Annotated in this window: 23 protein-coding genes; all 23 read right to left on the minus strand. The window is 38.9% G+C overall.

The window, feature by feature from the left end:
* Positions 1-13: 13 nt before the first annotated feature.
* The 23 genes from hslV to fabD all read right to left on the minus strand — a co-directional run bounded on the left by hslV (position 14) and on the right by fabD (position 23361).
* The gene (gene hslV / locus V7108_RS04795; RefSeq protein WP_335518184.1) at positions 14-556 is read right to left on the minus strand and encodes an ATP-dependent protease subunit HslV; all 543 of its coding nucleotides are present in this window, start codon (positions 554-556) and stop codon (positions 14-16) included.
* A gap of 345 nt (positions 557-901) precedes the next feature.
* On the minus strand, positions 902-2209 hold the full coding sequence (trmFO, locus tag V7108_RS04800) for an FADH(2)-oxidizing methylenetetrahydrofolate--tRNA-(uracil(54)-C(5))-methyltransferase TrmFO (protein ID WP_335517096.1): 1308 nt from the start codon (positions 2207-2209) through the stop codon (positions 902-904).
* Between the two features lie 337 nt (positions 2210-2546).
* The gene (gene topA, locus V7108_RS04805) at positions 2547-4628 is read right to left on the minus strand and encodes a type I DNA topoisomerase (protein ID WP_335517098.1); all 2082 of its coding nucleotides are present in this window, start codon (positions 4626-4628) and stop codon (positions 2547-2549) included.
* 433 nt (positions 4629-5061) lie between these two features.
* Entirely contained in the window at positions 5062-5928 is an 867-nt protein-coding gene (gene dprA / locus V7108_RS04810; RefSeq protein WP_335567463.1) for a DNA-processing protein DprA, read from the minus strand.
* Between the two features lie 71 nt (positions 5929-5999).
* Entirely contained in the window at positions 6000-6902 is a 903-nt protein-coding gene (sucD, locus tag V7108_RS04815) for a succinate--CoA ligase subunit alpha (protein ID WP_335520610.1), read from the minus strand.
* Positions 6903-6925: 23 nt separating this feature from the next.
* On the minus strand, positions 6926-8086 hold the full coding sequence (sucC, locus tag V7108_RS04820; protein ID WP_335520607.1) for an ADP-forming succinate--CoA ligase subunit beta: 1161 nt from the start codon (positions 8084-8086) through the stop codon (positions 6926-6928).
* Between the two features lie 214 nt (positions 8087-8300).
* Positions 8301-9077, minus strand: a complete 777-nt coding sequence (locus V7108_RS04825; protein ID WP_335520604.1) for a ribonuclease HII — start codon at positions 9075-9077, stop codon at positions 8301-8303.
* A 520-nt stretch (positions 9078-9597) separates the two neighbouring features.
* Complete coding sequence (gene ylqF / locus V7108_RS04830; protein ID WP_335567464.1) at positions 9598-10473, minus strand: ribosome biogenesis GTPase YlqF; 876 nt, start codon at positions 10471-10473, stop codon at positions 9598-9600.
* Between the two features lie 18 nt (positions 10474-10491).
* The gene (lepB, locus tag V7108_RS04835) at positions 10492-11043 is read right to left on the minus strand and encodes a signal peptidase I (protein WP_335513484.1); all 552 of its coding nucleotides are present in this window, start codon (positions 11041-11043) and stop codon (positions 10492-10494) included.
* A 148-nt stretch (positions 11044-11191) separates the two neighbouring features.
* A complete protein-coding gene (rplS, locus tag V7108_RS04840) occupies positions 11192-11536 on the minus strand; it encodes a 50S ribosomal protein L19 (protein WP_335513558.1) in 345 nt (114 codons plus the stop codon).
* A gap of 146 nt (positions 11537-11682) precedes the next feature.
* The gene (gene trmD, locus V7108_RS04845; protein WP_335513485.1) at positions 11683-12426 is read right to left on the minus strand and encodes a tRNA (guanosine(37)-N1)-methyltransferase TrmD; all 744 of its coding nucleotides are present in this window, start codon (positions 12424-12426) and stop codon (positions 11683-11685) included.
* Complete coding sequence (gene rimM / locus V7108_RS04850; RefSeq protein ID WP_335567465.1) at positions 12423-12941, minus strand: ribosome maturation factor RimM; 519 nt, start codon at positions 12939-12941, stop codon at positions 12423-12425. The genes trmD and rimM overlap by 4 nt, the downstream gene beginning before the upstream one ends.
* A 14-nt stretch (positions 12942-12955) precedes the next feature.
* Positions 12956-13342: a YlqD family protein gene (locus V7108_RS04855; RefSeq protein WP_335513489.1), complete on the minus strand. Its 387-nt coding sequence runs from the start codon at positions 13340-13342 to the stop codon at positions 12956-12958.
* Positions 13343-13425: 83 nt separating this feature from the next.
* Positions 13426-13656 carry a KH domain-containing protein gene (locus V7108_RS04860; protein WP_335513491.1) on the minus strand — a complete coding sequence of 77 codons (231 nt, stop codon included), beginning with the start codon at positions 13654-13656 and terminating at the stop codon, positions 13426-13428.
* A gap of 5 nt (positions 13657-13661) precedes the next feature.
* Positions 13662-13934: a 30S ribosomal protein S16 gene (gene rpsP / locus V7108_RS04865; RefSeq protein WP_335513493.1), complete on the minus strand. Its 273-nt coding sequence runs from the start codon at positions 13932-13934 to the stop codon at positions 13662-13664.
* A 119-nt stretch (positions 13935-14053) separates the two neighbouring features.
* Positions 14054-15406 carry a signal recognition particle protein gene (ffh, locus tag V7108_RS04870; protein ID WP_335567466.1) on the minus strand — a complete coding sequence of 451 codons (1353 nt, stop codon included), beginning with the start codon at positions 15404-15406 and terminating at the stop codon, positions 14054-14056.
* Positions 15407-15418: 12 nt separating this feature from the next.
* Positions 15419-15751 carry a putative DNA-binding protein gene (locus V7108_RS04875; RefSeq protein WP_335513498.1) on the minus strand — a complete coding sequence of 111 codons (333 nt, stop codon included), beginning with the start codon at positions 15749-15751 and terminating at the stop codon, positions 15419-15421.
* Between the two features lie 86 nt (positions 15752-15837).
* Positions 15838-16827, minus strand: a complete 990-nt coding sequence (gene ftsY / locus V7108_RS04880; protein ID WP_335567467.1) for a signal recognition particle-docking protein FtsY — start codon at positions 16825-16827, stop codon at positions 15838-15840.
* Positions 16828-16844: 17 nt separating this feature from the next.
* Positions 16845-20411 (minus strand): chromosome segregation protein SMC, encoded by a 3567-nt coding sequence (gene smc, locus V7108_RS04885; RefSeq protein WP_335567468.1) that lies wholly within the window; start codon positions 20409-20411, stop codon positions 16845-16847.
* A gap of 54 nt (positions 20412-20465) precedes the next feature.
* A complete protein-coding gene (rnc, locus tag V7108_RS04890) occupies positions 20466-21209 on the minus strand; it encodes a ribonuclease III (RefSeq protein WP_335567469.1) in 744 nt (247 codons plus the stop codon).
* A 161-nt stretch (positions 21210-21370) separates the two neighbouring features.
* Positions 21371-21604, minus strand: a complete 234-nt coding sequence (gene acpP / locus V7108_RS04895) for an acyl carrier protein (RefSeq protein ID WP_335513506.1) — start codon at positions 21602-21604, stop codon at positions 21371-21373.
* A 69-nt stretch (positions 21605-21673) separates the two neighbouring features.
* Positions 21674-22417, minus strand: a complete 744-nt coding sequence (gene fabG, locus V7108_RS04900) for a 3-oxoacyl-[acyl-carrier-protein] reductase (RefSeq protein WP_335567470.1) — start codon at positions 22415-22417, stop codon at positions 21674-21676.
* Positions 22414-23361, minus strand: coding sequence for an ACP S-malonyltransferase (gene fabD, locus V7108_RS04905; protein WP_335567471.1), 948 nt, complete (start codon positions 23359-23361; stop codon positions 22414-22416). The genes fabG and fabD overlap by 4 nt, the downstream gene beginning before the upstream one ends.
* Between the last annotated feature and the right edge of the window lie 3 nt (positions 23362-23364).

The raw sequence follows: 23364 nt of genomic DNA on the forward strand, positions 1-23364 counted from the left end.
AGGTCCCCTCCTGTTAGAGCTCTTCCACGATAATGTTGTGGTTGGTATATACACAAATTTCAGCAGCTATTTCTAAAGAAGCCTTTGCTATTTCTTTTGCAGTTAGATGGTCCCCTGCATATTTCTTTAGAGAACGTCCGGCTGCTAACGCATAATTACCACCTGATCCGATTGCTAGAATCCCATCGTCCGGCTCAATAACCTCTCCTGTTCCTGATACAAGGAGAAGATCTTCTTGATTCATAACAATTAGCATTGCTTCTAGCTTTCTAAGTACCTTATCACTTCTCCACTGTTTAGCAAGCTCAACAGCAGCTCTTTGGAGGTTCCCGTTATATTCCTCTAATTTTCCTTCAAACATTTCAAAAAGCGTAAACGCATCTGCAACAGATCCGGCAAAACCAGCCAATACTCTTCCATTAAATATCTTTCTAACCTTTTTTGCTGTGTGCTTCATCACTACAGCATTACCAAATGTGACTTGTCCATCACCAGACATTGAACATTGACCGTTATGATGGATTGCAAATATCGTCGTAGCATGAAATTGGTTCATCATTAATCCTCCTCTAGTATTTCACTAGCAAACTTATGTAACAGGAAATTGTCATAAATAGACAGGTGCATTACACTAGAATAGTATGAAAACTTTATTCATTTATTCCCTTTTATATATGGGTATATACTTTTAATTAGGCTTTTAAACCTCGCTTGTTCACCCATGAACAAAAAGGAAGTACGCTTAGCATATTGGGATAGTCCAATTGTATATTGTGATTAAGTTTTCCTCATTTGTAAACGGTTAGTTCTTAACGTTACTAAATTAGTCACATTTATTAGTATGTCAAACTCACAAAGGCTACTAAAGCTTAACACACTTCTTTTCTCCTTGCAATAAATTTTACAAAACCTTCACAAAGTTCTGAATTGTTTCTAAGGCTCTGTTTGCATGTTGTAAATTTCGTTCCTGTTTTCCTTTGATTTTTTCTGATAACTCTGGGAACAGACCAAAGTTAGCATTCATTGGTTGGAAATTCTTTGCACTTGCACTTGTGATATAACGTGCCATACTTCCAATCGCCGTTTCTACAGGGAATTCTAACGTTTCATTGCCCAGCGCTAACCTAGCAGCATTTATCCCTGCAACAAGTCCACTGGCTGCAGATTCAACATATCCTTCTACACCTGTCATTTGTCCTGCAAAAAATAAATTTTCACGTTCTCTAAATTGATATGACGATTTGAGAACTTTTGGTGAATTGATAAAGGTATTTCGGTGCATGACGCCATAACGGACAATTTCTGCATTTTCAAGTCCTGGTATTAACTGAATAACCTCTTTTTGCGGACCCCATTTTAAATGAGTCTGGAAACCAACAATATTATAAAGAGTTCCTGCGGCATCGTCTTGACGCAGTTGTACAACCGCATAAGGTCTTTTCCCTGTTTTTGGGTCTTCTAAACCGACTGGCTTTAATGGACCAAATAACATTGTTTTCTTTCCTCTTTGTGCCATAACTTCGATTGGCATACAGCCCTCAAAAAAGATTTCCTTTTCAAATTCCTTTAAAGGAACAGTTTCAGCTGCAATAAGCGCATCATAAAAACGATTAAACTCTTCCTCTGTCATTGGGCAATTTAAATAAGCCGCTTCACCTTTATCATAGCGCGATTTTAGATAGACTTTATCCATGTTAATGCTATCTTTTTCAAGAATAGGCGCTGCCGCATCGTAAAAATAGAGGTAATCCTCACCCGTTAAAGATTTTAGTTTCGCTGATAATTCTGGACTTGTCAGTGGACCGGTTGCAATGATTGTAATTCCCTCTGGAATTTCTGTTACTTCCTCGTTAATAACCGTAACATTTTCATGGTTTCTTACCATTTCTGTCACTTTAGCAGCAAACTCATGACGGTCAACAGCTAAGGCACCGCCCGCCGGAACAGAACATGCATCAGCAGCAGATATAATAACCGAATCGAGCAATCTCATTTCTTCCTTTAAAACACCGACAGCATTTGTTAATGTGTTGGCCCTTAAAGAATTACTACAAACTAACTCCGCAAATTTATCGGTATGATGTGCAGGTGTTTGTTTAACTGGTCTCATTTCATACAGCCGGACTTTTACACCACGTTTTGCAATTTGCCATGCCGCTTCACTCCCAGCCAAACCCGCACCAATTACATTTATTGTTACATCGTTCATCTTATACCTCCTGAATTTAAAAAGCACGAATCTAGTTTTCCTCTTACCATAATTACTTTTCCCTCTTTTTAGCCCATCTTGCATTGTACTATACGATTCAAAAACAAAAAAGTTTTATGTTTAAATAAAAAGCGGAAGCGCCTCCGGAACAAGCACAGCTTGTTCCGGAGGGGATTACTCTGGGAAGCTTACCCTAGTGAACAGGGGCTTATGACCCCGAGCCCCTAGGCGCCCCTCAGAAAAACTAACGCTTTTCTTTCGTGCGACGAATCGCTTTCGAAGCATACTCTCGTGGACTTGGATTTGAAAATATGAAAAGAGTGAGCTATGCTCACCCTTAACTTTGTGGTTCTTCTTTGTAATCACATTCTATACATTGCACTTGAACGCCTTTTTTTAATTTCTTTTCTACAAGAGGGCCTTCACACTTCGGACAAGGTCTTGGTATTGGTTTATCCCATGAAATAAAGTCACATTCTGGAAACCTATTGCAACCATAAAAGATCCTTTTTTTCTTGCTTTTACGTTCAATTATACTACCTTCTTTGCATTTCGGACAAGTAACTCCTATTTCCTTGACAATTGCTTTTGTATTTCTGCAATCAGGAAAATTACTGCAAGCCATGAATTTACCGTATCTACCCATTTTAAAAACCATTGGGTTGGAGCATAATTCACAATCTTCACCTGCAGGCTCATCTTTAATCTCAACAGATTGCATTTCCTCTTCTGCTTTGGCCAAATGCTTTTCAAAATCCTGATAAAATTCATCAATGATTTCAACCCAGCGGACTTTCCCTTCCTCCACATTATCTAAATCCTGTTCCATTTTAGCAGTAAAGTCTACATCAAGGATACCAGGGAAGAATTCAAGCATTAATTCATTACAGATTTCCCCTAACTCAGTGGGAACGAATCGTTTATTATCTAAAGCTACATAACCCCGTTTTTGTATGGTATCTAATGTTGGAGCATAAGTGGATGGTCTGCCAATGCCAGATTCCTCGAGAGTTTTTACTAATCTTGCTTCCGTATATCTTGGCGGCGGCTGCGTAAAATGCTGTTTGGGTTCTATATCTTTTTTGAAGACCTCATCGCCTTCTTTGAGGTCTGGCAGCATTTTATTCTTTTCCTCTACTTGATCATCTGTTCCCTCCACATAGATCTTCATAAAACCAGGAAACTTAATTTTTGATCCATTTGCCCGGAACAGTACATTGCCATTTTGGAGATCAACACTCATTGTATCCATGACAGCCTGGGCCATTTGACTTGCTAAAAATCTTTCCCAAATTAGCTTATAAAGGCGTAATAGATCCCTTGATAAGTATTGTTTTACACTGTTAGGGTCACGGAACGTACTTGTTGGACGTATGGCTTCGTGGGCATCTTGGGTATTACTTTTCTGCTTTTTATCTTTTCGCTCGACTTCCTTCAAATAAGTCTCACCGAACTCTTTTTGAATATATTCCGCAGCTTCTTTCTGTGCCACATCTGAAATCCGGGTAGAGTCTGTTCTCATATAAGTTATAAGACCAACGGTTCCTTCTGCTCCCAGCTCAATTCCTTCATACAATTGCTGAGCTAACATCATTGTTTTTCTAGCACGGAAATTAAGTTTCCTTGCGGCTTCCTGCTGCAGTGAAGAGGTAATAAAGGCGGGTGATGGGTTTCTTTTTCGTTCCTTTTTTGAAACAGAAACCACCCTAAACTTATCTCCCTCCATTTGCTTCAAGACAGCCTCAACATCTTGTTCCGATTTAAGCTCTAATCTTTCTTTACTCGCCAGTGAATGAAATGAGGCACTAAAATGGTCCTTCCCTTTTAGCAATTCACTTTCAATTGTCCAATATTCTTCAGGAACAAAAGCCTTAATTTCCTTTTCACGGTCAATAATTAATCGGACTGCAATCGATTGAACTCGTCCCGCACTTAATCCTTTTTTAACTTTCTTCCAGAGAAGCGGACTAATGTTATAACCGACTAGACGATCCAAGACCCTTCTAGCCTGCTGCGCATCTACTAAATCCATATTAATAGGACGGGGGTGTTTAAAGGATTCTTTAATTGCGTCCTTTGTTATCTCATTAAAGACTACCCGGCAATCGGAGTTAATATCAACATCCAGACTATGGGCTAAATGCCAAGCAATTGCTTCCCCTTCGCGATCAGGGTCAGCTGCGAGAAAAACTTTTTTAGCTTTTTTAGCTGCATTCTTTAGTTCTTTCAAAACTGGCCCTTTTCCACGGATTGTAATGTATTTTGGTTCAAAATTCGTTTCCTTCGAGACTCCCATTTGACTTCGCGGCAAATCACGGACATGTCCCATGGATGCTTTAACTTTATATTTATTTCCTAAATAACGTTCTATTGTTTTTGCTTTTGCTGGTGATTCAACAATAACCAGAAACTCTGCCATGCAAATAATCCTCCTCAAGGGGATATAAGAAGTGTGAAAGCACTTTAAAGCATACCTATTAAAGTAAGCTGTGCTAACAATTTGAGAAGTTTTCCTAATTTCCAAATTTATTATTCGGATCGGAGAAAATCCTTACAAAATCGCCTTATCCCTATTTATTTCTTTTTATATATTCATTCCTAAATAAAGTGGAAAGTGTATACATAATTAATAACTATTATTCTTAAACAAATAATCATTGATGTCAATGTTTCCGTAAACGTTTACAACTAGTTAATGATAATCATACGCCAAATTATTCCTATTTACACATTCTTTTTTCGATTATCTGTTGGAAAATGTATAACATATTTGAAATAATTTCAAGCTTTTTAAGCAACATTCTCCAATTATTTAGAAAAAACCCTCAAAAAGAGGTAATTATTTGTAAAAGCTATAGTCGGAGTTCTTCCAAAATATCTTCGCTGCTCATCACCAGTTTTGCCCCTTGCTGAATTAAATCATTGGTTCCCATTGAACAAGGATTAAAGATACTTCCAGGTAGTGAAAAAACCTCTCTCCCTTCATTTACAGCATAATTAGCAGTTATGAGCGAACCACTTTTCCGTTTTGCTTCTATTATAAATGTTCCATTGGACATCCCGCTGATGATTCGATTTCGGGCTGGAAAATGCCAGCGTAATGGTTTTGTATCAGGAGGGTATTCTGAAACCACTAGCTGGGTTTTCACCATTTCTCTTGCTAATTCATTATTTTCCTTCGGATATATATGATAAAGGCCTCCTGCTATTACCGCGATGGTATTCCCATTATTTTTCATCGCATATTCATGTGCCAATGTATCAATCCCACTAGCCAATCCACTGACAATAATTACTCCATTTTGAACCAATTTCGGGAACATTAATTGAATTGCACTTCTGCCATATTGGGTTGCATTCCGGGAACCTACCACTGCTAGTTTTGGCTGTCTTCTAAGCAAAGATAAATTTCCTTTTGCAAATAGCACCCATGGCGGCTGATAGATTTCTTTCAATAAACTAGGGTAATTTTCATCAAATAACGTTATAGCCTTTATGCCATCTTTTTCATATTGTCGGATTTTTTCCATTACCATATCGGTTTGTAAAGAAGTTTTGAAAGGAATAGTTGAATCGGATTTGGAAGAGAATAGGTTTTGTTGGATGTATTGTGGTTTCATTTGGAGAGATGAGTCTTTCTTTAAATAGTTAAATACTGCATTCCATGAGATACCGGGGTAATGCATTAATGCAATGAGTTTTTCTTTAAAATCATCCATTCACAGCCTCCATTATAAATTATTAAAAAGTAGAAAAAGCCCCTAATAAAAAGGGACTATTTCTACTATTCTTAGTGTGTTTTACATTTATCGTATATGCCTTGCTCTTTGAGAACTTCAATTAACGTTTCACCCATAACTGATGGTGTATCCGCAACTTTAATTCCGCATTCATTCATGACACGGATTTTTTCATCAGCAGTTCCTTTACCACCGGAAATAATCGCACCAGCATGTCCCATACGCTTACCAGGAGGCGCTGTACGTCCGCCAATGAAGCCGACAACAGGCTTGGTCATGTTCGCCTTCACCCACTCAGCAGCTTCTTCTTCAGCAGTACCGCCAATTTCACCAATCATGATGACAGCATAGGTTTCAGGGTCTTCATTGAATGCTTTTAACACATCAATAAAGTTGGTACCGTTAACTGGGTCGCCCCCAATACCAACTGCTGTAGTTTGACCGATACCTGCTTGTGTCAATTGATGAACGGCTTCATATGTTAGGGTTCCGGAACGGGATACAACCCCAACATGACCTTTCGTATGAATATAGCCAGGCATGATCCCAATTTTACACTCATCAGCAGTAATAACACCTGGACAGTTAGGACCAACTAAACGGGTTTTCTTACCTTCCATATAGCGTTTTACTTTTACCATATCCAATACAGGAATATGCTCTGTAATACAAATTGCAAGATCTAATTCCGCGTCAACTGCTTCGATAATCGCATCAGCAGCGAATGGTGCTGGAACATAGATTACGGAAGCAGTAGCACCTGTAGCAGCAACAGCCTCTTTCACTGTGTTAAATACAGGTACTCCCTCTACTTCCAAACCGCCTTTACCAGGAGTAGTACCGGCAACGATTTGTGTACCGTATTCAAGCATTTGTTTTGTATGAAAAAGGGCAGTTGAACCTGTAATCCCTTGAACAATTACTTTTGTATCTTTATTAATAAAAACACTCACGTTAATTCCCCTTTCTTTCGATCCTATTTCACTAATGAAACGATTTTTTGTGCACCGTCAGCCATTGATTCAGCAGGAGTGATGGCTAAACCAGACTCAGCAAGAATCTTCTTACCTAAGTCAACGTTTGTTCCTTCTAAACGGACAACAAGCGGTACGCTTAGTTGAACCTGCTTAGCTGCTTCTACTACACCCTCAGCAATGACATCACATTTCATGATTCCGCCAAAGATATTGACAAAAATTCCTTTTACATTTGGATCGGAAAGGATAATTTTAAATGCTTCGGTTACCTTCTCAGCTGTCGCACCGCCCCCAACATCTAGGAAGTTAGCAGGGTCGCCGCCATAATGCTTAACAATGTCCATTGTAGCCATGGCAAGACCAGCGCCATTAACCATACATCCGATATTACCATCTAAAGAAATATAGCTTAAATCATATTTTGAAGCTTCAATTTCCTTTGGATCTTCTTCTTCAAGATCACGGTAAGCTAGAACGTCTTTTTGACGATAAAGCGCATTCGAATCAAAGTTTAATTTTGCATCCAATGCCATAACTTTTCCGTCACCAGTAACGACTAACGGGTTGATTTCTGCAATTGAGCAATCCTTTTCGATGTAGGCATTATATAATGCCATCATAAACTTAACAGCTTGATTCACAAGCTCTTTAGGAATGTTGATATTAAATGCAATACGACGTGCTTGGTATGGCATTAAGCCAACAACCGGATCAATTTCTTCTTTAAAGATTTTTTCCGGAGTTTTCTCTGCAACCTCTTCAATTTCTGTTCCGCCTTCTTCTGAAGCCATTAGAACAACACGTGAAGTCGCACGATCTAAGACAAGACCAACGTAATACTCTTTTTTAATATCGCAGCCTTCTTCAATAAGAAGACGCTTCACTTCTTTTCCTTCAGGACCTGTTTGATGTGTAATCAAAGTCTTACCTAGGATTTCACTCGCGTATGTACGGACTTCCTCAAGGTTTTTCGCAACTTTAACCCCGCCGGCTTTTCCCCTTCCGCCTGCATGGATTTGTGCTTTTACTACGCATACTTGTGTACCTAATTCTTTCGCGGCTTCAACTGCTTCTTCAACTGTGAATGCCACTTTTCCATTAGGAACAGCTACCCCGAAACTCTTGAGGATCTCTTTTCCTTGATACTCATGGATATTCATTTCCCATCCTCCTATCAAACTCTTCAAAAAATTGACTCCGTTTTCATTTTATATAATGACAGATACCTTGTCCACCATTATGCGTAAAAAATTATATTCATCTTAATATTTCGAATACTTTTTTGGTTATTAAAGCGCTTTCAATGGTATATTACCCAAAATTAACATGTATTTATTTTGCGGCTATAGCAAAAACAGGCCCTGAAGCCTGTTTTTATTGTTCGTAAACCATATCTTTAATGGGCGCAAAACTCTTTCGATGATAGGGAGTAATGCCATATTTTTGAATCGCTTGAATATGCTCTCTTGTGCCGTATCCCATGTTATGTTGAAACCCGTATTCCGGAAAATCTTTGGAAATCTCCATCATTAGATTGTCTCTTGCAACCTTTGCAACGATAGATGCCGCAGCAATTGACACACTCTTCGCATCACCTTTAATAATCGACTCAAAAGCATAAGGTGTTTCAAGTTTCATAGCGTCAATTAGTAAAAAGTCAGGTTGAGAGCTAAGAGAAACGATGGCTGCCTTCATCGCTTTTTTTGTCGCTTCGTAGATATTGATGGTGTCAATTTCTTTAGAATCAATCTCTGCAACACTTACAGCAATTGCTTCCCTCTTTATTATTTCAGCATATTCAATCCGTTTTGCCTCTGAGAGCTTCTTTGAGTCATCAATACCTGCTAAGAAAAAATCTTTGGGCAGAATAACAGCTGCTGCCATCACCGGTCCAGCAAGAGGCCCTCTGCCAACTTCATCGACACCTGCGATACATTCATAGCCCCTGGCACGCCACTTGTTTTCATAGGTATTCATTTTAATAAATTTTTCTTGCAGCTGTCTCTCGTGTTCCATTCGCTTACGCCATTTATGTATGAGATGTTGCACCCCTTTGCGTTCATCCTGCTGAATGCTTAAAAAAAAGGGGTCACTTTCATTCTTTATGTTTATAAGCTGTTGTTCAATTTCAGAAATTGTTTGTACTTTCATTATCTTCACCCGTTGTAATGATACCTGTTGAATTAAGTAATTTCAATGACAAAAATAAACAAAAAACCTCTTAAAGGGAAAGGATTTATTTTAAACTAATTGTTACCATAATTTACGATTCGCCGATTTATCGGCACAATCTCGACGGGATTGTTACCATAATTTACGATTCGCCGATTTATCGGCACAATCTCGACGGGATTGTTACCATAATTTACGATTCGCTGATTTATCGGCACAATTCCGTCTGGATTGTTACCATAATTTACGATTCACCGTTTTATCGGCACAATCTCGACCGGAATGTTACCATAATTTACGATTCACCGATTTATCGGCACAATCTCGACCGGAATGTTACCATAATTTACGATTCGCCGATTTATCGGCACAATCCCATCTGGATTGTTACCATAATTTACGATTCACCGATTTATCGGCACAATCTCGACCGGATTGTTACTGAAATTTAAGGACGAAAAGTCAAAACCAAAAAAACCCTCAAGGTTAGAGAGTTTTTTTAACTATTATTTGATTCATCTTTTAAGTCTATTGGTCTTTCAAACGTCAGCGGGCCAAATTTCTCGGTTCGAATGTCTCTGATGACTAGCTCTGATACTTTATCATAATCTACGATTCCACCGGCTCCAAGAGCCCCTCTAAGCTCACCAATTTGATCAAACATTTCGACTACATTTTCAGGCACAGAATCGAGCTTATACCGCTCTTTCAGTCTCTCTGGATAATGCTCTGATAAAAACTTAATGGAAAAGACTACAAGGTCCTGTAAATTTAGGAGAGTATCTTTGATTGCCCCTGTTACAGCCAGTTTCTTTCCTACCTCTTGATCTTCAAACTTTGGCCAGAGAATACCAGGAGTATCTAATAATTCTAACTCTTTCCCTACCTTGATCCACTGTTGGGCTTTGGTTACTCCCGGAGTATTTCCTGTCTTAGCAATATTTTTCTTTGCAAGCCGATTAATTAATGTTGATTTTCCTGCGTTTGGAATCCCTACAATCATTGCTCGAATAGCTCTTGGGTTGACAACTCCCTTTGCCCGAAGCCGATCGAATTTTTCTTTCAAAATTTCATGGGAGGCCCGAACAATCTCTTTCATTCCGACTCCTGCATGGGAATTGATGGCCAGAGCTTTGATTCCTTTCCCAGCAAAATAGGAAATCCACTCTTTAGTAATTGCGCTGTCCGCCATGTCTGCTTTATTTAAAAGAACAATTCTTGGTTTATGCTGAATAATTTCATCAATCATTGGATTACGAGAGGAATAGGGAATTCTAGCATCCACTAATTCATAGATAATATCTACTAATTTTAATTTTTCCGTGACTTCTCTTCGAGCTTTAGCCATATGGCCTGGAAACCATTGGATTGTCAAAGCAGTCACCTCCTAGTTCTATTTCACAATGTGTGCGTCTTTTAATGGCCAGTAGACAATACTTGTTTTACCGATTATTTTGTCCATCGGTATGGTCCCAATATGCCTGCTATCTTTGCTAAAACGACGGTTATCGCCCATTACAAATAATTCACCTTCTGGCACTGTCTCCGTACCTGCTGGTGTTTCTTCTAATGTAAAAGGATCAGTTAATGGACCTTCTACCTTTTTCTTATACTCATCCAAATACGGTTCCTCAAATGCCTTACCATTTACATATAAGGTGTCATCTTTATATTCAATCCGATCGCCAGGAAGACCAATGACTCTTTTAATGTAATCCTTCTGTTCGGGCGCATGAAAGACGATAATATCAAACCGTTTTGGTTCACCCATATTATAGCTTAGCTTGTTCACTATCATACGGTCTTGATGCTGAAGAGTCGGCATCATTGACAACCCATCTACCACGATTGGTGCAAAAAGAAAGTAACGAATAACTGCTGCCAGAGCTACTGCAATTAAGAGCGCCTTCGTCCATTCCCAAAGTTCATTCTTCTTTTTTGTCATATCTTTTCCCCGCCAATCACAAAAAAATAGTTGCTATCTTCTTATTTTACATAAAAGTCATAGATTAAACATGTGGGGGATAACTTTTCTATTCGAATTCAACATGATAAGTACGAAAAAAGAGCTTGCACAGCAAGCTCTTTCTTTATTATCGAATTTCTTTAATACGAGCTTTTTTACCACGTAGCTTACGTAAGTAGTATAGCTTAGCACGGCGAACTTTACCGCGGCGCAATACTTCAAGCTTCGCAATTTTAGGTGTGTGTACAGGGAAAGTACGCTCAACGCCTACTCCGTAAGAAATCTTACGAACTGTGAAAGTTTCGCTAATTCCACCACCACGACGCTTAATCACTACACCTTCGAATAACTGAATACGCTCGCGAGTACCCTCGACAACCTTAACGTGTACACGTACAGTATCACCAGGACGGAACGCAGGCAGATCAGAACGAAGTTGTTCTTTTGTGATTTCTTCAATTAAATTTTGCATCGTTTTCAACTCCTTCCAACAGACGCTCATGCATATCTACTATCCATTTCCATTGCAGCGGAACATCTTTATAAGACCGCACTGAGTTTGTACTCAGCTCAAGTCACAAGAAATATCTTACCATAAAAGACAACTCCATGCAATAACTACTTAGATTCTTTTTTAATTTCATCAAGCCATTTTTCCTGTTCTTTGGTTAATTCTATCTTTTCTAATAAGTCCGGCCTTCTGAGCAATGTTCGCCGTAGAGCTTCTTTGTTTCGCCACTCTTCGATTAATTTATGATTACCTTGTAAGAGGACATCAGGGACCTTCATGCCGCGAAAGTCGGAAGGACGGGTGTAGTGAGGGTGCTCCAGCAGCCCCGTACTAAATGAATCTTTCATATGTGATTCTTGATTACCCAGAACTTCTGGCAAGAGACGGACAACGCTATCTATCACTACCATAGCTCCAAGTTCGCCGCCAGTTAAGACATAATCACCTATAGAGATTTCATCGGTAACCACGTGTTCACGTATTCTTTCATCGTATCCCTCATAATGACCGCAAACAAAAATAAGATGCTCTTCTTTTGCTAATTCCTCCGCAATTTTTTGATCATATCGTTTTCCTTGCGGGCAAAGTAGAATCACTCTTGTTTGATCACTTTCTGCTTTTTCCTTTAATGCTGCAACTGCATCGAATAACGGCTGCGGCTTTAATACCATTCCCGCTCCGCCCCCGTACGGATAGTCATCTACCGTCTGATGTTTATTATCAGCATAGTCCCTGAAATTGACAACATTATATTGAACAGCAGATTTCTCAGAAGCCTTATGTAAAATGGAATGGCCAAAAACTCCCGAAAACATCTCAGGAAATAACGTTAATACATCAATTTTCATCATGAAAGCAGCCCTTCCATTGGTTCAATAAGAATGACCTTTTCCTTTACATCGACTTTTTTGACAACATCTTCAATATACGGAATTAATATTTCCTTGCCGTCTTTTGATTTTACCACCCAAACATCATTTGCCCCAGGCGAGAGAATTTCTGTAACCTTGCCAATTTCCTCTCCTTGAGTCGTAGCAACAAGGCAGCCAATAATCTCATGGTAATAAAATTCATCTTCGTCTAAATTACCAAGCTGTGATTCTGGAACCTTAAGGATTCCATCCCTAAACTTTTCAACTTCATTGATATTTTCAAGCCCTTCAAAGGTTAGCAGATTAAAATTTTTGTGGGTACGGTGGGTTTTTACGGTTAATTCAATCGGTTTATTAGACCCTGGCATAAATAAATACAATGTATTCCCAACTTTGTAGCGCTGTTCAGGGAAATCAGTTTTAGAAATAACCCTGACCTCACCTCTAATACCGTGAGTATTGACGATCTTGCCAACATTAAACCATTTTTCCATTTTAATTGTCACCTCTATCTTATTTCCTCGATAATACCGTCTTTGATTATGATTGTACGCTGCCCTTTTATTCCATCCCAATTGTCCCCAACATTTACTTCAACAAGAGCTTGCACTTCTTTTTCCTTTAATTCACTGCCTAATGGTAGCATATGTAGTTGTTCAATTTGAAACTCATATTGCTTTTCTTTTTCAAAGCGTTTTTTCAGTTCTTTTTCAAAGTGATTTTTAAGTGCGCTAGGTTGATACTTTTTCGCCTTTTCTAGCTTTTTTAACTCAAATTGTAGTTGTTCATATTCTTTCTGCATCTGAAGCTTACCTGCAAAATATTTTTCAAGCAGCTTTTGTTTGCTTTTCTCCGTTAAGATTTGCTTTACGATAACAGTTTGAATCAGTTGCATGTATTTGCCCCCTTCTCCGTTCTGCTTTTACGATAGCAAAAAAGGGAGGAATTTCATTCCCCCCTTAATCTAGATGCAAAAAGCTATTCACCAATTTCTAAGAAAATTTTCTTTTGTTGTGATGATCCTGCAGCATAAACAACAGTCCTAATGGCCTTTGCAACACGCCCTTGTTTTCCTATCACTTTCCCCATGTCTGTCTTATTAACAATCAGGTGATAAGTGATTCGATGATCTTCTTCGTTAACTTTCACACTCACATCTTCTGGAAAATCAACAAGGGGTTTTACAATACTTTCAATTAATTGCTTCATAGCAATTACTTGCTTAGCTTAGCATTATGGAATTTTTCCATGATGCCTTGGTTTGAGAAAAGGTTACGTACTGTATCAGATGGTTTCGCACCATCTTGTAACCATTTAAGAGCTAATTCTTCGTCGATTTGGATTGCTGCTGGTTGAGTAACTGGGTTGTAAGTTCCAATAACTTCAATGTAACGTCCGTCACGAGGAGAACGAGAATCTGCTGCTACGATACGATAGAAAGGAGTTTTCTTTGCTCCCATACGCTTTAAACGAATTTTTACTGCCATTTTAAATAAGCACCTCCGAATAGTTTCACACAAGATAGTATAATATCAATATTTTTTTCATTTGTAAAGGGTTTTTTCTTTACAGATAGTATTACCAATTTAATACACCTTAAAACAGGTTAGAAAGGCTTGAATGGAAATTTAAATCCGCCTTTTTTCTTGCCTTTTTGCTGCATTCCTGACATTTGCTTCATCATCTTTTTCATGTCCTCGAACTGTTTTAAAAGCCGGTTTACCTCTGGAACTGTTCTGCCGCTCCCTTTAGCAATCCTTCTTTTACGGTTTGAATTCAAGATCTCCGGATGACTTTTTTCCTCTGTGGTCATGGACCTAATGATGGCTTCAACATGTGCAATTTGTTTCTCTTCAATTTGAATATTATTCAAACCTTTAATTTTATTTGCACCAGGCATCATTTTTAATAATTCATCCAGCGGTCCTAGATTACGTACTTGTCCAAGCTGTTCCAAAAAATCATCGAGCGTAAAAGATGCCGTCCGCATTTTCTGTTCAAGCTCTTTTGCCTTTGCCTCATCAACATTTGCCTGCGCTTTTTCAATAAGGGTAAGCACATCACCCATGCCGAGAATTCTAGACGCCATTCGTTCAGGATGGAAAGGTTCTATGGCGTCCATTTTTTCTCCTAGACCGACAAACTTAATTGGAGTTTGGGTTACAGCACGAATGGACAGCGCAGCTCCACCTCGTGTGTCACCGTCAAGCTTCGTTAAGACAACTCCAGTCAAACCAAGCTGTTCATTAAAGCTCTGTGCTACATTAACCGCGTCCTGTCCTGTCATTGCATCAACAACGAGAAAGATTTCATCTGGTTTCGTAAGCTCTTTAATGTCCTTCAACTCACCCATTAGGTTTTCATCAACATGCAAACGACCAGCTGTATCAATTAGGACATAGTCGTGGTGTTCTTCTTTTGCTTTCGCAATCGCTTGCTGAGCAATTTCCACTGGGCTTACTTGATCGCCCAAGGAGAATACAGGCATGTCTAGTTGTTTCCCAAGGGTCTCTAGCTGCTTAATCGCCGCAGGACGATAAATATCAGCTGCTACAAGCATCGGCTTCCGGTTATATTTCTTACGAAGCAGGTTGGCTAGCTTACCCGTGGTCGTTGTTTTACCAGCACCCTGTAATCCAACCATCAAAATCACAGTAGGAGGACGACTAGAAGCAGCAATTTTGCTTTGCTCACCGCCCATTAATTCAGTCAATTCTTCATTAACAATTTTAATAATCTGTTGTCCAGGGGTTAAGCTTTTAAGTACTTCTTTTCCAACTGCACGTTCACTGACTTTTCTAACAAAGTCCTTGACGACCTTAAAATTAACGTCGGCTTCAAGTAGTGCAAGGCGGACTTCACGCATCATTTCTTTTACATCCGCTTCAGAGACTTTTCCTTTTCCACGGATTTTTTGGATTGTATTCTGCAGTCGGTCGGCTAATCCTTCAAACGCCATTCATGCCGCCTCCTAATCTAATTTCTCAAGCTCGGCAACCACTTCCATCATTGCCTGCTTTGAAGGGTGTGCTTCATTTAGCAATTCTTTCGCATGTCTTAATAGCTTGCTGCGCTCTTGAAATTTCTGAAATAGTAATAGCTTTTCTTCATACTCCTCTAGCATAGCTTCCGTACGTTTGATGTTATCGTAGACAGCCTGGCGGCTGACATCATACTCTTCAGCGATTTCTCCAAGTGAGTAATCATCTAAATAATAGAGAGACATATAGCTTTGCTGCTTTGGTGTTAACAACGAATAATAGAAATCATAGAGGTAATTTATTCGAGTTGTTTTCTCAAGCATGCCTTTACCTCCCTTTGTTAAGTGAAAAGCCTTTACAAATGTAGTTTACACAGTCATTACCAGTCTGTCAAGAAAATATCTTTACATCAATTTTCCACCTGATCTATTTGGTCCGCGAATAACCCATAAACATATTGCTCAGCGTTAAATTCCTGAAGGTCGTCCATTTTTTCTCCCAGACCGACAAATTTAACTGGAATCTTTAATTCGTTACGTATTGCCAGCACGATACCTCCCTTGGCGGTTCCATCTAATTTGGAAAGAACAATACCGCTCACATCTGTTACCTCTTTAAAGGTCTTTGCTTGAATAAGAGCATTTTGACCAGTTGTTGCGTCCAAAACCAGCAGAACTTCATGAGGTGCACCTGGCACTTCACGTTCAATTACCCGTTTTACCTTTTCAAGTTCCTTCATAAGGTTCACTTTATTTTGTAATCGTCCAGCTGTATCACAAATCAAAATATCCACTTTCCTTGATTTAGCTGCTTTAATTGCATCATACATAACAGCTGCTGGGTCAGAGCCTGCTGCCTGTTTAATTACGTCAACACCGACTCTTTCTCCCCATACCTCTAACTGCTCAATGGCACCAGCACGGAAAGTGTCACCTGCTGCTAATAATACAGATTTCCCTTCACTTTTAAACTTATGACCAAGTTTACCAATCGTTGTTGTTTTACCCACTCCGTTAACACCTACAAATAAAATAACCGTAAGTTCATCTTCTTGAATATTCAACTTAGATGATTGTTCCTCACCTGCATTATAAATATCGACCAACTTTTCGGAAATAACACTTTGAACTTCCTGTGGGTCTTGTATATTTCGGCGTTTGACTTCCAGTTTCAACTCATCGATGAGTTTCATTACCGTATCAAAGCCTACATCTGCCTGTATTAAGATTTCTTCTAATTCCTCGAAGAAATCTTCGTCTACTTTGCGATATCTAGCGACAAGGTCATTTACCTTACCAGAGAAATTATTTCTCGTCTTCGAGAGGCCGTCTTTAAATTTTTCCGTAACTGTCTCTGTTTGCTTTGTTATTTTTTCTTTTAACTTTTTAAAAAAACTCATTTTTTCACTTCCTATGCTTAAGTTTCAACAAGCTCCTTTGTATCCTCGAGACGTACAGAAACAAGCTTAGAGACACCAGATTCCTGCATAGTCACACCATATAGAACATCTGCTTCTTCCATCGTACCTTTTCTGTGCGTGATCACAATAAACTGCGTTTCTGTACTAAAACTCTTTAAATATTGGCTAAAGCGAAAAACGTTTGCTTCATCTAATGCAGCTTCAACCTCATCTAGAATGCAAAATGGAACAGGGCGAACTTTTAAAATTGAAAATAGAAGAGCGATTGCCGTTAATGCCCTTTCCCCACCCGATAATAATCCTAAATTTTGTAGTTTCTTTCCAGGTGGCTGGGCAACAATTTCTACTCCGGTATTTAGTAAATCCTCAGGATGAGTTAGTTTTAAATCTGCTCTCCCACCGCCAAATAAAGCTCGAAATACAGGTTCAAAGTGTTCACGAATTCCATTAAATGTCCACTCGAAACGTTTTTTCATTTCTGTATCCATTTCGTCAATAACCTGATAGAGGGTATCCTTCGCCTCTTTTAGGTCATCTTTTTGTTCGTTCAAAAACTCATAACGTTCAGAGACTCTCTCGTATTCTTCAATTGCGCCTATATTAACACTGCCTAGTTCTTCGATGGCCAGTTTTATTAACTTCACCTTTTTTCTAGCCTCTTCCACTGGCAAAGTTAGTGGGTATTGTTCTTTTGCTCCATCAAAGGATAGTAAATATTCCTCTCTTAAATGCGCGAGTTTATTTTCAAGTTCTACATCTAAGCGGTTCGTTTTTACCTCTTCATCTTTAAGTACCTCAACCATTCCCTTATGAAGCCTTTTTATTTCCTTTGCTTCAATTTCAGCATCTTCTAGGACAGCATGTAAGTTAAGTCGCTCCTGCCGCCTAGACGATATGAGCGCTAAGGTTTCTTCCTTGTCACTTTGTTTTTGTCTAGCTAACTCTTCTAATTGCTCTTCACCTGAAGTACTCCCCTCCATTTCAGAAGTTAGCAGCATTAAGTCCTCGCTATAAAGTGCGAACCTCTCTTCACTTTCATTTAATTCTGCAGCGATTAAAGAGAGACGTTCTTTTGAGTTTACAAATTGCTCATTTTTTGCCGCAAACTCTACCTTTAGATCCGTTATTTCCTTGGTTAACGTTTCTTTCGATGAGAGATCATTCGTTTTTTGTTGAGTTAATCTGGTAATTTCATCATCAAGCGCTGCAATCTTATCCTTAAAATTTGCCATCGCTTCAATAAGTTCATTTTTACGGTTTGTTAAGGTTTTCTGTTCCTCATTAGATTGACCTTTTTCAAGGTCATACAGTTTCAGGCGGTCATTAATATTATTTGCCTGGAACTCTGCTTCACGGAGGTCACCTTTTAAGGTTTGTTCCTGTTGACGAAATTCTTCCCCAGACTCACGCATTGCTTCTAGCTCTTGTTCATGTGTTTTAACATCTTCCTTTAATGACTTTACAACCTTCTCTAAATTCGATGTTTTTTCGCTCATCACTACCAGCTTATCTCTCAACTCTTCAAGCTCGCCTTTTCTTGTTAATAAAGAGCTTGTCTTTTGCTTCTGAGCGCCGCCCGTCATCGAGCCGCCAGGATTAACAATATCTCCATCTATAGTTACCAGCCGGCAGCGATACTGAAGAATCTTGGCCAATTCATTAGCACCCTTTAAATCTTTTGTTATGACAACATTCCCCAGAAGGCTGCTGATAACATCTGCATATTTTGAATTGAAAGAAACCAAATCAACGGCAGTTCCAACCAATGAAGGGTGATTTTGAATGGATGATAATTGTGACGAGGACAATACTCTGCCTTTAACTACGCTTAATGGTAAAAAGGTCGCCCGTCCGAATGAATGTTGTTTTAAGTATTGGATGGCCATTCTGGCATGTTGCTCTGTATCAACAACAATATGCTGTAAGGCACCGCCTAACGCAGTTTCTAGCGCTGTCTCATATTCTTTCGGTACCGTAACAAGCTCAGCGACAGCTCCCTCAATACCCTGAAGCTTTTTCCCTCGGGCTTTTAATACCTCTTTTACCCCTTGAAAAAATCCAGAATAATCCTCTTCCATTTCCTCAAGCATTTCTTTTCTTGACTTGGCCTGCTGCAGAATTTGATAAGCCTGGTATAACGTTTTTTCTTGCTTCTGATAATTATTTTTTGTATTTTCAAGCTTTCGTTGTTTCTCTCTGAAACTGGCAACTTGATCGGAAAGAGTCCTTTGAACTTCCTCCAATGCAGCTTTAACGTGCAACATCTTTTTTTGAGCTATTTGTCTTTCCTCAATGAATTTTACATTTTCAGCATCGAGGCGGGAGCTCTTTGTTTCCTGTTGCTCAAGCTGCTGATCAATATATTTAAGCTCATTTTTTGCTCCAGCCTGATCATTTAACCTTTCAATATATTCACTTTTTAAGGATTCAATTTTTTCATCCATGTTTTCTGTGAATAACGCTAGTCTTTCTTGCTTTTCCTTTAATTGATTTTTGAGGTCATTTACTTGTTCCGTGAGTTTAATTACTAGGTCAGACTGTATGTCACGATTATTTTTTAATTGGGTGATTTTTTCACTAAGTTCACCGATACTCTTTTCGAGCTGATCCCTATTTTGAGCTGCGTTTTTCTTTCGTTCCTTTAAAACTTCTTTACGGCCTTCTAACTTTTCTAATTCTTCACTGGCATGTAGGAGTACATTTTGCAAATCCGTAATTGAATCATCAAGGGCAGCAATGTTATCCCTTGTTTCTTCTATTTTTGCTTCCTTTAGCTGCATCCCCGCTGCAAGCTTAATTTCTTCCTGTTGGTGTTCTGCAAGCTGCTGTGAAAGAAGTGTCCACTTTTGATGTAAATCTTCAATATCGTATACCGTTAATGCTACTTCAAAGTTTTCGAGTTCCTCTTTTTTCTCTAAATAATCTTTTGCAATGGAAGCCTGTATCATCAACGGTTCAACTTGACCTTCAAGTTCATGTAAAATATCATTGACTCGATTTAAATTATCCTGTGTTTCTACTAGTTTCACTTCTGCTTTTTTCTTGCGATTTTTATATTTTAAAACCCCTGCTGCTTCTTCAAAGATCGTTCTTCGATCCTCAGCCTTACTGTTTAGAATTTCTTCTACTTTCCCCTGACTGATAATGGAGAACGCTTCCCTGCCAAGACCTGAGTCCATAAACAAATCAATAATATCTTTAAGCCTGCAGGGTTGTTTATTAATTAAAAACTCACTATCCCCAGACCGCGTTACCCTTCTCGTCACACTTACTTCATTGTAATCTATCGATAACCCTTCATCTTGATTATCAAGTGTTAAGGTTACTTCTGCATAATTTAAGGGCTTTCTTGTATCGCTCCCCGCAAAAATGATGTCTTCCATTTTAGAGCCTCTAAGTGATTTAGCAGATTGCTCCCCTAAAACCCAGCGAATCGCATCTGTTATATTACTTTTCCCACTTCCGTTTGGACCAACTACAGCAGTGACTCCTTTAACAAAATCCACCCCAATACGATCGGCAAAAGATTTAAAGCCAATGATATCCAACCGTTTTAAAAACATATTTTTTCCTCCCTAGAGCTTGGCCGGAGTCTTTCCTTAGCATTCTATTGTTGTTTAACTATGATGTTTTGCTTTTAATACCTCCAATGCCATTTGGGCGGCATGCTGTTCTGCTTCTTTTTTTGATTTTCCTGTACCGATACCTAATTCTTCACTATTTAATGAAACTCTTGAAACAAATTCTTTGCTATGGGCAGGACCTTTTTCAATAAGCACCTTATATTCAATCACGCCTGTCCCATCTCTCTGGATTAATTCTTGAAGTTGGCTCTTAAAATCCATCACATGAGAAAAAGCACCTTCATTAATTTTAGGAAATACTACTTTATCTAGAAATTCAATTACGGCCTCTAGTCCCTTATCCAAGTAAAGCGCACCAATAAATGCTTCAAATACATCCGCCAGCAATGCTGGCCGCTCCCTGCCCCCAGTCATTTCTTCTCCTTTTCCTAACAAAATTAATTGTCCAAAGGAAAGTTCGTTTGCCAAGATTACAAGTGATGGCTCACACACGATTGCTGCTCGCAGCTTCGTCAGTTCTCCTTCACTCATCAATGGATATTTCAGAAACAAGAATTTTGAAACCGTGAGTTCTAGAACTGCATCCCCTAAAAATTCAAGCCTTTCATTATCTTCATAAGGCTTTCTGCGATGCTCATTCACATAGGATGAATGAGTAAAAGCTTGTTTAAGTAATTTTTCATTTTCAAAATGAATACCGATCTTCGTTTGAAAATCTTTAAATTGATTTTCTTTTGCGCGATTGTTCATTTCTTTTTCTTTCCCTTTTCTGCGCATTAAAGTCTCCACCTTGCATATTTTTTACACATACCTATCAATAGTTTAAGTAAACTACGAACAAAACGCAAAGAAACTTGGCAGATTATTAAAACTACCAAGTTCTATAATACAGAAAGAAGCTCCGTTTGAAAACGGAGCTTTCCAAGAAATCTAACGAATTACTTTTTGCTATTTATGTAATTAACAGCATCACCAACTGTGCCGATTTTTTCAGCATCATCGTCAGAAATTTCCATATCAAACTCATCTTCTAATTCCATAACTAGTTCAACTACGTCAAGGGAATCAGCACCAAGATCATCTTTGAATGAAGCCTCAAGCTTAACTTGTGACTCATCTACACCTAAACGGTCAACGATGATTTTTGTTACACGTTCTAATACCTCTGCCATTCTAGTTCACCTCCCCTCAAGCTATTATAGAGTATTTCAGTAAAATAATAAATGTATTTAAAAATTATTCTACATTACCATACCGCCGTTTACATGAATCGTTTGTCCTGTAATATAAGATGCGTCATCTGAAGCAAGAAATGCAGTCATCTTAGCAATGTCCTTAGGTTCGCCTAAACGAGCTAATGGAATTTGTTTTAACATTTCCGCAGTGACTTCTTCAGACAATTTATCTGTCATATCGGTGGTGATAAACCCTGGAGCAATGGCATTTACCGTAATACTTCGAGAAGCAAGTTCCTTCGCTGTTGTTTTCGTCAAACCAATGACGCCAGCCTTTGCTGACACATAGTTGGCTTGTCCAGGATTCCCGCTAACACCAACTACAGATGTAATATTAATGATCCGCCCTACACGCTGCTTCATCATTTGACGAGTTACAGCTTTGGTACATAGGAAAACACCTTTGAGATTAATGTTAATCACATCATCCCATTCATCTTCCTTCATTCTCATTAATAAATTATCTTTCGTAATCCCAGCGTTATTTACAAGTATATCCAACTTTCCAAAGCGATCTACCGTTTCTTTCACCATAGCAGTAACTTCTTCTGTATTGGATACATCACACTTTATCACAAATGCCTCCGTACCAATAGCTTTAATTTCATCCACTACTGCATTTGCTTTTTCTTCATTGCCGGCATAATTGACTGCGACATTCGCCCCTTGTCTGGCAAGCTCGAGGGCAATCTCTCTGCCAATCCCTCTTGACGCACCGGTAACTAATGCAATCTTTCCCTTTAAACTCATAGATTTCCCTCCTTCAATGCCTCGATAACAGATTGACAGCTTTCTTCATCTGAAATCGAATATATTTTAGCATTACGATTGATTTTTTTAATCAATCCTGAGAGTACCTTACCAGGACCAATCTCAATAAATGTATCAACACCTAAATCAATCATTTTCACAACTGAATCTTCCCACAATACAGGTGAATAAAGCTGTTCAATTAAATTTTCTTTTATTTCATGTGCTAAAGTCATTGGTTTAGCGGATACATTGGCAATGACAGGAATAAGGGCATCCTTCATGTCCAGTTCATCTAAAACCTCACGTAATTGTCCTGCAGCAGGCTTCATTAATGAAGAATGAAATGGACCGCTGACTTCTAAAGGAATTGCTCTTTTTGCTCCTGCTTCCTTTGCCTTTTCCCCGGCAAGTTCTACGCCTTTACGCGTTCCGGAAATAACAATTTGTCCAGGGCTATTCAAATTTGCTAACGATACTGGAAAACCAGTCTCGCTAACTTCAGCGGTTACTTTAGAAAGAGGTTCACGGTCAAGTCCTAGAATCGCGGCCATTGAACCTTCGCCATTTGGAACTGCACTTTCCATAAATTCTCCCCTTTTTCTAACAGCAAAGACACCCTCTTCAAAAGTGAGAGCACCAGCAGCAACAAGTGCAGTATATTCACCAAGACTGTGCCCTGCAACAAAATCAGGCTTTATAGCTGATTTTTGAAATCGTTCTAGTATGGCAATACTCGTTGTTAATAATGCTGGCTGAGTATTAACAGTCTTTGTCAATTCCTCTTGAGGTCCCTCGAATATAAGTCTGCTTAATTTAGATGAAAGGGTTTCATCCGCCTTGTTGAAATATGCCATAACTTCAGGATATTGGTCAGCTAGCTGTTTTCCCATTCCAACACTTTGTGAGCCCTGCCCTGGAAATACGAATGCAATCTTTCCCATTTT

It is taken from the genome of Neobacillus vireti (genome assembly GCF_036962345.1).
GTDB lineage: Bacteria > Bacillota > Bacilli > Bacillales > Cytobacillaceae > Neobacillus > Neobacillus vireti_A.

Coding starts and splice junctions, on each gene's coding strand:
- hslV (WP_335518184.1), bottom strand. CDS start 556: ATGAACCAATTTCATGCTACGACGATATTTGCAATCCATCATAACGGT.
- trmFO (WP_335517096.1), bottom strand. CDS start 2,209: ATGAACGATGTAACAATAAATGTAATTGGTGCGGGTTTGGCTGGGAGT.
- topA (WP_335517098.1), bottom strand. CDS start 4,628: ATGGCAGAGTTTCTGGTTATTGTTGAATCACCAGCAAAAGCAAAAACA.
- dprA (WP_335567463.1), bottom strand. CDS start 5,928: ATGGATGATTTTAAAGAAAAACTCATTGCATTAATGCATTACCCCGGT.
- sucC (WP_335520607.1), bottom strand. CDS start 8,086: ATGAATATCCATGAGTATCAAGGAAAAGAGATCCTCAAGAGTTTCGGG.
- V7108_RS04825 (WP_335520604.1), bottom strand. CDS start 9,077: ATGAAAGTACAAACAATTTCTGAAATTGAACAACAGCTTATAAACATA.
- lepB (WP_335513484.1), bottom strand. CDS start 11,043: ATGACAAAAAAGAAGAATGAACTTTGGGAATGGACGAAGGCGCTCTTA.
- rplS (WP_335513558.1), bottom strand. CDS start 11,536: ATGCAAAATTTAATTGAAGAAATCACAAAAGAACAACTTCGTTCTGAT.
- trmD (WP_335513485.1), bottom strand. CDS start 12,426: ATGATGAAAATTGATGTATTAACGTTATTTCCTGAGATGTTTTCGGGA.
- rimM (WP_335567465.1), bottom strand. CDS start 12,941: ATGGAAAAATGGTTTAATGTTGGCAAGATCGTCAATACTCACGGTATT.
- V7108_RS04855 (WP_335513489.1), bottom strand. CDS start 13,342: ATGCAACTGATTCAAACTGTTATCGTAAAGCAAATCTTAACGGAGAAA.
- V7108_RS04860 (WP_335513491.1), bottom strand. CDS start 13,656: ATGAAGCAATTAATTGAAAGTATTGTAAAACCCCTTGTTGATTTTCCA.
- rpsP (WP_335513493.1), bottom strand. CDS start 13,934: ATGGCAGTAAAAATTCGTTTAAAGCGTATGGGAGCAAAGAAAACTCCT.
- ffh (WP_335567466.1), bottom strand. CDS start 15,406: ATGGCGTTTGAAGGATTAGCCGACCGACTGCAGAATACAATCCAAAAA.
- V7108_RS04875 (WP_335513498.1), bottom strand. CDS start 15,751: ATGCTTGAGAAAACAACTCGAATAAATTACCTCTATGATTTCTATTAT.
- ftsY (WP_335567467.1), bottom strand. CDS start 16,827: ATGAGTTTTTTTAAAAAGTTAAAAGAAAAAATAACAAAGCAAACAGAG.
- smc (WP_335567468.1), bottom strand. CDS start 20,411: ATGTTTTTAAAACGGTTGGATATCATTGGCTTTAAATCTTTTGCCGAT.
- rnc (WP_335567469.1), bottom strand. CDS start 21,209: ATGCGCAGAAAAGGGAAAGAAAAAGAAATGAACAATCGCGCAAAAGAA.
- acpP (WP_335513506.1), bottom strand. CDS start 21,604: ATGGCAGAGGTATTAGAACGTGTAACAAAAATCATCGTTGACCGTTTA.
- fabG (WP_335567470.1), bottom strand. CDS start 22,417: ATGAGTTTAAAGGGAAAGATTGCATTAGTTACCGGTGCGTCAAGAGGG.
- fabD (WP_335567471.1), bottom strand. CDS start 23,361: ATGGGAAAGATTGCATTCGTATTTCCAGGGCAGGGCTCACAAAGTGTT.